General features: G+C 63.4%; 5 protein-coding genes. 4 read left to right on the plus strand and 1 reads right to left on the minus strand.

The genetic code is table 11. The annotated features are described in order from the left end of the window. Positions 1–339 (minus strand): 3-isopropylmalate dehydratase small subunit (gene leuD, locus EN781_RS31220; protein ID WP_127400664.1); only part of this gene is annotated, 339 nt, incomplete at its 3' end. A 146-nt stretch (positions 340–485) separates the two neighbouring features. Between leuD and EN781_RS31225 the strand changes: the two genes are divergently transcribed. The 4 genes from EN781_RS31225 to EN781_RS31240 form a co-directional block, all read left to right on the plus strand. Then, positions 486–911, plus strand: a complete 426-nt coding sequence (locus tag EN781_RS31225; RefSeq protein ID WP_126057389.1) for a GNAT family N-acetyltransferase — start codon at positions 486–488, stop codon at positions 909–911. A gap of 93 nt (positions 912–1,004) precedes the next feature. Then, entirely contained in the window at positions 1,005–1,325 is a 321-nt protein-coding gene (locus tag EN781_RS31230) for a metalloregulator ArsR/SmtB family transcription factor (RefSeq protein ID WP_126057388.1), read from the plus strand. Further along, positions 1,322–1,774: an SRPBCC family protein gene (locus tag EN781_RS31235; RefSeq protein WP_126057387.1), complete on the plus strand. Its 453-nt coding sequence runs from the start codon at positions 1,322–1,324 to the stop codon at positions 1,772–1,774. The genes EN781_RS31230 and EN781_RS31235 overlap by 4 nt, the downstream gene beginning before the upstream one ends. 35 nt (positions 1,775–1,809) lie before the next feature. Next, positions 1,810–2,112: SRPBCC domain-containing protein (locus tag EN781_RS31240; RefSeq protein WP_245492699.1), on the plus strand; the 303-nt coding region annotated here is incomplete at its 3' end.

A 2,112-nucleotide genomic window follows, 5' to 3' on the forward strand; every position in this document is an offset into this window, starting at 1 on the left:
CTTGAAGCAGTTGTTGTAGAAGATGTCGGCGAACGAGGTCGAGATGACGCAGCGGATGCCGAAATCGAGCAGCGCCCACGGCGCGTGCTCGCGGCTCGAGCCGCAGCCGAAATTGTCGCCGGCGACCAGGATCTGCGCCCTGCGATAGGCCGGCTTGTTGAGCACGAAGTCGGGGTTCTCCGAGCCGTCCTCCTTGTAGCGCATCTCGGCGAACAGGCCGGTGCCGAGTCCGGTGCGCTTGATCGTCTTCAGATAATCCTTGGGGATGATCATGTCGGTGTCGATGTTGACGATCGGCATCGGCGCGGCGACGCCGGTCAGCTTGGTGAATTTGTCCATGGTCCTTGCCGTCTTCTTGTCGTTCGGGAATTTGCTGGCGCACGGTTTACACAAAGCCGGCGGCAAATGAAAGGCAACTGTTCGTGCGCGGATCGGGCTCAAAAAAGGACTTCGAAATCCTGGCCCGCTGGTGCAGTCTTGCGACCATGACGGAACCATGCCGCGTCCTCTATGCCAGCGAGCCGGCGCTCGACGTCGCCGAGTTCCGCCGTGTGCTGGTGGAATCTGGCCTCGGCGAGACGCGCCCCGTCGACGACGAGGCCCGGCTGAAGACCATGCTCGGCAACGCCAACCTGGTGCTGACGGCGCGGCTCGACAGCGAGGGCAAGCCGCTTGTCGGTGTAGCGCGCGGCGTCACCGACTTCTCCTGGGTCTGCTACATTTCCGAGCTTGCCGTTTCCCGATCGGCGCAAGGGCTCGGCATCGGCAAGGGGCTGATGGACGAGGCCCGCCGCCAGCTCGGTCCCGCCGTCGCCATCAGCTTGATCTCGATGCCCAACGCGGTCGGCTTCTACGAGCGCATCGGCATGAGGCGCATGCCCGACGCTTTCTGGTTCTCCCGCAAGGGCTGATCCGTCTCCATATTCCTCACCGACTCACGGGCAAGTGATCGCCCGATCTGTCTCCCTGCTTGACATGCAACCAAATGGTTGCATATTAAAGCGATGAGCATGGATGCCGTCTTTCGCGCCTTGGCCGACCCGACCCGCCGGCAATTGCTGGACAGCCTCCATGCAAGGAACGGGCAGACGCTGAACGCGCTCTGCGAGCGGATGGAGATGACGCGCCAGGCGGTGACCAAGCACCTGGCGATCCTGGAAGAGGCCAACCTCGTCACCACCGTCCGCCGGGGCCGAGAGAAGGAACACTACCTCAACCCGGTTCCGATCAACGAGATCGCCGAGCGCTGGATCGGCAAGTTCGAGCGCCATCGGCTGGATGCATTGAGCGACCTGAAGAAACGACTGGAAAGGGAAGAGCCGTGAGCGACAACACCTTCGTCTATGTCACCTATATCCGCACCACGCCTGAAAAGCTTTGGACGGCGCTAACCGACCCGGAGTTCAACCGGCAGTTCTTCCTCTGCTCCTATCAGGAGAGCGACTGGAAGGTGGGCTCAAGCTGGAAGCTGATCTTCCCCGACGGAAGCATTGCCGACTCGGGCGAGATACTGGAGATCGACCCGCCCAGGCGCCTGGTCATCAAATGGCGCAACGAATGGCTGCCCGAGGTGAGGGAAGACGGCTATACGCGCTGCACCTTCGCAATCGAGCAGGATGGCGAACTGACGAAGCTCGCCGTCACCCACGAGGCCGACGGCCCGCACCGGCTGATCGAAAATGTCGCCAAGGGCTGGCCGCTGGTTCTGGCCAGCCTGAAGAGCCTGCTCGAGACCGGCAAGGGTTTTGACCGCCCGCCGTCGAAGGCGGCCTGAGCGCCTGATGATTGGTTTCGGCAACGAAGCGACCATTGACGGAGGCCGATGTGAACCCGGAGCAGCTGGCTGTGAGAGCCATGGCGAACAGCCGGACGGTCATGGCATCGGCCGAGATTCTCGCGCCGCCGGAACAGGTCTTTGCAGCGCTCGTCACCGACGCGGTCGAGCGCTGGTGGAGCTCTGCCGACTGCTACCGGATGACCGCCTGGGCCGCCGAGCTGCACGTCGGCGGCAGCTGGAGCGTCATCGTAAAGACGGCGGACGGCAGGCGCCTGCCCGCCGGCGGAACCTTCCTCGAAATCGAGACGCCGCGCCGGATCGTTCAGACCCGGCGC

This window comes from Mesorhizobium sp. M4A.F.Ca.ET.090.04.2.1 (assembly GCF_003999085.1).
GTDB lineage: Bacteria > Pseudomonadota > Alphaproteobacteria > Rhizobiales > Rhizobiaceae > Mesorhizobium.